Consider the following 6,364-nt stretch of genomic DNA (forward strand, 5'->3'; position numbering starts at 1 on the left):
CGCACCCCCCCCCACCCCCCACCCCCCCCCCCCCCCCCCCCCCCCCCCCCCCCCCCCCCCCCCCCCCCCCCCCCCCCCCCCCCTCCCCCCCCCCCCCCCCCCCCCCCCCCCGGGGCCGGGGCCCGGGGACGGCCGCCCTGTCGCGGAGATCGCAGAACAGGACAGATCACCACAAGCGCGTACGTTGTCCCTGCGAAAGGATGTTGAGATAGGAAGGAGCCGGTGACGCGCCGGACGAGTTCAGCGGAGGTCGAACGTGACCCATGACGTCTTCAACCAGGCCCACCCGCTCATCGGGCACGACGTGTCCGCCGACGCCGCGCTCATGGACGGGATGACCCGGGAGGGCGCGGGCTGGGCCTCCGGGGAGCTGCGCCGGCTCGGCCTGCAGGCCGGTTCCGAGCAGGCCCAGGAGTGGGGACGGCTGGCCAACGAGCATCCGCCCGTGCTGCGCACCCATGACCGCTACGGCCGGCGGATCGACGAGGTGGAGTTCCACCCGGCCTGGCACGAGCTGATGACCGTGGCCGTCGAGGCCGGCATGCACGCCACCCCGTGGGCGAGTCCCCGGCCGGGCGCGCACGTGGCCCGCGCCGCCAAGTTCTACGTCTGGGGCCAGGTCGAGGCCGGGCACGGCTGCCCGATCTCGATGACCTACGCCTCGATCGCCGCCCTGCGCCACAGCCCGGCCCTGGCCGCCGAGTGGGAGCCGCTGCTGGCCTCGCGCAGCTACGACTTCGGGCTGCGCCCGCCGCTCGGCAAACGCGGCGTGCTGGCCGGGATGGCGATGACCGAGAAGCAGGGCGGCTCGGACGTGCGGGCCGGCACCACCCGCGCCGAGCCCGCCGGGGACGGCGGCTACGTGCTGACCGGCCACAAGTGGTTCAACTCCGCCCCGATGTGCGACGTGTTCCTGGTCCTGGCCCAGGCGCCCGGCGGGCTGTCGTGCTTCCTGCTCCCCCGGGTGCTGCCGGACGGCACCCGCAACGCCGTGCACCTGATGCGGCTGAAGGACAAGCTGGGCAACCGGTCCAACGCGAGCGCCGAGGTGGAGTACCACGGGGCGAGGGCCTGGCTGGTCGGCGAGGAGGGCCGGGGCGTGCGGACCATCCTGGAGATGGTCAACATGACCCGGCTGGACTGCGTGATCGGCTCCGCGGCCGGCATGCGGTACGGCGTGACGCAGGCGGTCCACCACGCCCGCCACCGCCGGGCGTTCGGCAGGAGCCTGGCCGACCAGCCGCTGATGCGCAACGTCCTGGCCGACCTGGCGCTGGAGTCGGAGGCGGCGACCGTGCTGATGACGAGGCTGGCCGGGGCCACCGACCGGGCGATCGAGGGCGACCGGGCCGAGGCGGCGCTGCGCCGTACCGCGCTGGCCGTGAGCAAGTACTGGATCTGCAAGCGCGCCCCCGTGCACGCGGCCGAGGCGCTGGAGTGCCTGGGCGGCAACGGCTACGTCGAGGAGTCGCAGATGCCCCGGCTGTTCCGCGACTCCCCGCTCAACGGCATCTGGGAGGGGTCGGGCAACGTCGCGGCGCTGGACGTGCTGCGCGCCCTGGGCCGTGAGCCCGAGGCGCGGGACGCGTTCTTCGGCGAGGTCTCGCTCGCGGCCGGGGCCGACCGGCACCTGGACGCCGCCGCCGACCGCCTGCGCAAGGCGCTGGACGACCCCACCGACCTGGAGATCCGCGCCCGGCGCGTCGCCGAGGACATGGCGCTGGTGCTGCAGGGCTCGCTGCTCGTGCGGCTGGCCCCGGCGGCCGTGGCGGACGCGTTCTGCGTCTCCCGGCTGTCCGGCGAGGGAGGGCACGCCTTCGGCACGCTCCCGACCGGACTGGACCTGGGGACGCTCGTCGAGCGCGCCACCCCCGTGGCCGGGGCGTGAGCGGCGCGGGGCCCGTGCCGTGACCGGCCGACGGCTCCCGGCGGGTCCGGCGGTAGGGTCGGTCATGGCCAACGCCTCATGATCGAAAGGACAATCGCCATGGCGACGACACGTACCGCGACGACTCAGTGGAAGGGCGCGCTGCTCGACGGGTCGGGCAACGTCTCCCTCGACACGTCCGGGGTGGGCACGTTCGACGTGACCTGGGCCTCGCGCGCGGAGCAGGCCAACGGCAAGACCTCCCCGGAGGAGCTCATCGCCGCGGCGCACTCCTCGTGCTTCTCGATGGCCCTCTCCCACGGGCTGGCCCAGGCCGGTACGCCGCCCCAGACCGTGGAGACCAAGGCGGAGGTGACCTTCCAGCCGGGCGAGGGCATCACCGGGATCGTCATCTCGGTCCGCGCCCAGGTCGAGGGCCTGACCGCCGAGCAGTTCCAGGAGGCGGCCGAGACCGCCAAGACGAACTGCCCGGTCAGCAAGGCCCTGACCGGCACGACGATCACCCTGAACGCCGAGCTGCTGGGCTGAGACGGCCCGTCCGGGGCCCGGCCCGCGCCGGGCCGATCACGGCGCTCGTACGGCCGTCCGTGTCCGGCGGGATACGGGCGGCCGGACGGGGTCACGAAGAACACACCTAAATACCCGGACAAAACTCCTTATTCCCACCTTAAAGTGACAGGGGCGAGAACACCTTCACCACGGGTGGCGTATCAGAGGAGAATAGGGTCATATGCGCGAAGTCTGGCCGGGACAGTCGTATCCGCTCGGCAGCACCTGGGACGGCGTGGGGGTCAACTTCTCCCTGTTCTCCGAGGTGGCCGAGCGGGTCGAGCTCTGCCTCTTCTCGGACGACGGCCGCGAGGAGCGGGTCGAGCTGACCGAGGTGGACGCGTTCGTCTGGCACGGCTACCTCCCCGGCATCCTGCCCGGCCAGCGGTACGGCTACCGCGTCCACGGCCCGTACAACCCCTCCCAGGGGCACCGGTGCAACCCCTCCAAGCTGCTGCTCGATCCCTACGCCAAGGCCGTCGAGGGCGACGTGGTGTGGAACGAGGCGATGTTCTCCTACCGGTTCACCGATCCGGGCAGCCGCAACGACGAGGACACCGCCCCCTTCATGCCGAAGAACGTGGTGATCAACCCGTTCTTCGAGTGGGGCAACGACCGCTCGCCCCGCACCCCGTACCACCAGACCGTGATCTACGAGGCGCACGTGCGCGGGCTGACCATGCGCCACCCCGCGGTCCCGGAGAACCGGCGCGGCACGTACGCGGGGCTGGGCCACCCGGCGGTCATCGAGCACCTGCTGAGCCTGGGCGTCACCGCGGTGGAGCTGATGCCGGTGCACCACTCGGTGCCCGAGCACGCGATGGTCGCCCGGGGGCTGACCAACTACTGGGGCTACAACACGATCGCCTACCTGGCCCCGCACGCCGGCTACTCCAGCTCCGGCCGGCGCGGCGAGCAGGTGCAGGAGTTCAAGGCGATGGTGCGGGCGCTGCACGAGGCCGGCATCGAGGTCATCCTGGACGTGGTCTACAACCACACCGCCGAGGGCGACCACATGGGACCCACCCTGGGCTTCCGCGGCATCGACAACAACGCCTACTACCGGCTGCACGACGGGGACCGGCGCTACTACCTCGACTACACCGGGTGCGGCAACTCCCTCAACGTCCGCTCGCCGCACGCCCTGCAGCTGATCATGGACTCGCTGCGCTACTGGGTGCTGGAGATGCACGTGGACGGCTTCAGGTTCGACCTGGCCTCCGCCCTGGCCCGGGAGCTGCACGACGTCGACCGGCTGAGCGCCTTCTTCGACCTGATCCAGCAGGACCCGGTGATCTCCCAGGTCAAGCTGATCGCCGAGCCCTGGGACGTGGGGCCGGGCGGCTACCAGGTCGGCAACTTCCCGCCGCTGTGGATGGAGTGGAACGGCAAGTACCGCGACAGCGTGCGCGACTTCTGGCGCGGGAGCGGGTCGGCCCTGCCCGAGTTCGCCTCCCGGCTCACCGGGTCCGCCGACCTCTACGCCATCTCCGGCCGCCGTCCCGTGGCCTCCATCAACTTCGTCACCTGCCACGACGGGTTCACCCTGACCGACCTGGTCTCCTACGACCACAAGCACAACGAGGACAACGGCGAGGACAACCGGGACGGCACCGACGACAACCGGTCGTGGAACTGCGGGGCCGAGGGGCCGACGCAGGACGAGCAGATCATGAGCCTGCGCCGCCGCCAGCGCCGCAACCTCCTGGTCACCCTGTTCCTGTCCCAGGGCGTGCCGATGCTGCTGGCCGGTGACGAGTTCGGCCGGACCCAGCACGGCAACAACAACGCCTACTGCCAGGACAACGAGATCTCCTGGGTCGACTGGTCGCTGGCCGAGAGGGAGAGCGGCCTCCTCGGCTTCGTCAGGCGCCTGTCCGCGCTGCGGCGCGAGCACCCGGTGTTCCAGCGGCGCCGCTTCTTCCACGGGCACAAGGCCGCCGACGGCACCCGCGACATCGTCTGGTTCACCCCGGCCGGGGAGGAGATGTCGGCCGGCGACTGGCACACCGGGTACGCCAAGTCGCTGACCGTCTACCTGAACGGCGACGCCATCACCGAGCCGGGGACGCGCGGCGAGCGGATCGTGGACGACTCGTTCCTGCTGCTGATCAACGCCCACCACGAGGACATGGTCTTCGCCCTCCCCCAGCGGAGGTACGGCGGGCGGTGGCTGCGCGTGCTGGACACCGCCGACGACACCGGCGGCACCGGCGGCACCGTCGTCACCGGCGACCACGCCACCGGTGACGATCACATCGTTCACGTCGGCGGGTCCCCGCAGGTCCTCCCGGCCGCCGAGGAGTCCTGGCCGGCCGAGGGCTCGGTCAAGGTGACCTCCCGCTCGGTGCAGATCCTGCGCTGCCCGCGGGCGTAGCCTCCCTGCGGGCCCCGTTCAGGCCCCGGACGCGATCGCGGCGGTGAGCAGGACGAGCACGAAGGTGGCCAGCCCGGCCACGCCGTGCAGCACGACGGCGATGACCGGGAACCGCTGCTCGGCTCCGCGGGCGTGCCGTCCGCCGCCCAGCCAGCGGGTGAACATGGTGAACCCCAGCAGCGCGGAGGCCGTGAGCACGCCGAACGAGAGCCAGGCGAAGATCCGTTCCAGGGTGAGCACGTAGACCACCCAGCAGATCAGCGCGGAGACCGCCAGGACCGGATGCGTGAAGATCAGCAAGGTGGGAAAACGGGTGACCTTGGTCGCCTGTTGTCGGAGCCCTCCCCCGGAGAGCCACACGTACAGCAGGTAGATTCCGACCATCGCGGCGATCAACCACGTCACGATCGCGACCAGCCCCACGCATTCCTCCCGCGTCTCGGTGGAGGAATCATGTATCGTCCGGGGCCCGAAGTCACCACCGGCCATCACATCCGGTATCGCCCGCACCGGAGGAACCCGGCGTCCGCCCCCGTGCGAAGGTAGGGGCATGCGCCTCATCCATCCCGGGACGTCGGCCGGGACCGACCTCGCCCGCGCCTACGCCTACCCGGCCGGCCCGTGTCTGCGGCTCAACATGGTCGCCAGCGCCGACGGCGGGACCTGGTTCGAGGGACGCTCGGGCGAGCTGTCCGGCAGCGGCGACCGCCGGGTCTTCCACGTGCTGCGCGGCCTGGCCGACGTCATCGTGGCCGGGGCGGCGACCGTACGGGCCGAGGGGTACGGCCCGGCCAGGCCGAAGCCGTCCTGGGGGGAACTGCGCGAGGGCCGCCCGGTCGCCCCGCCGGTCGCGGTGATCACCCGCGGCCTCGACCTGGACCTGTCGGGCCCGCTGTTCACCGAGGCGGCGCCCGGCGCCCGGACGATCGTCCTCACCTGCGAGGCCGCGCCCGCGGAGCGGCGGCGGGAGGCGGCCCGGCACGCCGAGGTGATCGTGGCCGGGGGCGACCGGGTGGATCCCGCGCTGGCGGTGCGCGAGCTGGTCGGCCGCGGGCTGGGCCGGATGCTCTGCGAGGGCGGCCCCCGGATCAACGCGCAGCTGGTCGCCGCGGACCTGGTCGACGAGCTCTGCCTGACGGTGAGCCCGATGCTGATCGGCGGCGACTCCGCCCGGGTCCTCGACGGCCCGTCCTCGCTCGCCCGGCTGCGCCTGGCGCACGTCCTGCAGGACGAGGGGTTCCTGTTCATCCGTTACGTCCGGGACGGCACGGAGGCGCCGGGGGACGGGGACACGGGGCCTCCGGCGGACGGGGACACGGAGCCGTCGGCGGACGGCGGCGGCGAGGCCGGGTAGCAAGGCGGGCTTCCGGGTGCCCCGGCGTCCGGAGTTCCGGGTGCCCGAGGATCCGGGTCTCCAGGGCTCCGAGCGCCCGAGGCTCCGGATGTCCGAGGCTCTAGGGCCTGTACGGACTTCGGATCTTTAGAGGGGTTGAAGGCTTCGGATCCACAAAAGGGCTCCGCGAAGATGAAGACCCGCGAGGTAGCTTTCA

5 protein-coding genes are annotated in these 6,364 nt (G+C 72.2%); 4 read left to right on the forward strand and 1 reads right to left on the reverse strand.

Annotation, left to right across the window (positions count from 1 at the left end):
• Positions 1-256: 256 nt before the first annotated feature.
• The 3 genes from ACZ6RT_RS24040 (at position 257) to glgX (ending at position 4,814) form a co-directional block, all read left to right on the forward strand.
• Positions 257-1,888 carry an isovaleryl-CoA dehydrogenase gene (locus tag ACZ6RT_RS24040; RefSeq protein WP_470156218.1) on the forward strand — a complete coding sequence of 544 codons (1,632 nt, stop codon included), beginning with the start codon at positions 257-259 and terminating at the stop codon, positions 1,886-1,888.
• 99 nt (positions 1,889-1,987) lie between these two features.
• Complete coding sequence (locus tag ACZ6RT_RS24045; protein ID WP_399195354.1) at positions 1,988-2,416, forward strand: OsmC family peroxiredoxin; 429 nt, start codon at positions 1,988-1,990, stop codon at positions 2,414-2,416.
• A 202-nt stretch (positions 2,417-2,618) separates the two neighbouring features.
• A complete protein-coding gene (glgX, locus tag ACZ6RT_RS24050) occupies positions 2,619-4,814 on the forward strand; it encodes a glycogen debranching protein GlgX (protein WP_470156220.1) in 2,196 nt (731 codons plus the stop codon).
• A gap of 18 nt (positions 4,815-4,832) precedes the next feature.
• On the opposite strand, the gene ACZ6RT_RS24055 is transcribed toward glgX, so the two are convergent.
• Positions 4,833-5,237: a hypothetical protein gene (locus tag ACZ6RT_RS24055; RefSeq protein ID WP_399195350.1), complete on the reverse strand. Its 405-nt coding sequence runs from the start codon at positions 5,235-5,237 to the stop codon at positions 4,833-4,835.
• 127 nt (positions 5,238-5,364) lie between these two features.
• On the opposite strand from ACZ6RT_RS24055, the gene ACZ6RT_RS24060 reads away from it, so the two are divergent.
• Entirely contained in the window at positions 5,365-6,168 is an 804-nt protein-coding gene (locus ACZ6RT_RS24060) for a pyrimidine reductase family protein (RefSeq protein ID WP_470156221.1), read from the forward strand.
• The last annotated feature ends 196 nt before the right edge of the window (positions 6,169-6,364 follow it).

It is taken from the genome of Streptosporangium sp. NPDC050148 (genome assembly GCF_055586505.1).